Annotated in this window: 1 pseudogene; it reads left to right on the forward strand. The window is 71.6% G+C overall.

What is annotated here, in order from left to right:
* Positions 1-545 (forward strand): annotated as a pseudogene (locus tag AC1DWF_RS37840) (hypothetical protein); the annotation flags it as partial.

Below are 545 nucleotides of genomic sequence, written 5' to 3' on the forward strand. Positions count from 1 at the left end.
CTTCAACGCCCTCGCCGACGGCTATCCGATCCTGTCGGCTCCACGCTTCGCCGATCTCCTGTCCTGGTCCCCTCCCGCGCCGGAGCGCGAGCCCTTCCCGCCCGTGGAGGCGCGGGAGCCCCAGCTTGCCACGCCGCCTGGCCCCGCACCGACCCTTGCTCCCCGACCATGGGTCGAGCAGGCGCCTGCCGCAGCGGTCCCTGATCCCGTCACGACACCAGCCCCTCGGACTCGACCGGAGGAACGGGTCGTCGCCGAAAGCCTGGGCCTCGGTGCCGTCCGCCTCACCGGGACCAGCCAGGGCGACCGGCTCGTCGGGGGTCCAGGCGACGACCGGCTCGATGGACTGGCCGGCGACGACATCCTCGTCGGGGGAGCTGGACGCGACCTGCTCAACGGCGGTGCCGGCCACGACACGATCCGCTACGACCGCCTGCGCGCCGAGGTCGGCCTCGATATCCGCTTCCAGCGAATCAATCTGGAGGACGGCGAGGACCAGTATGACGGCATCGAGGTCATCGACCTGCGCGACGGCGACTGGATCC

This window comes from Aminobacter sp. P4_D5 (assembly GCF_056401815.1).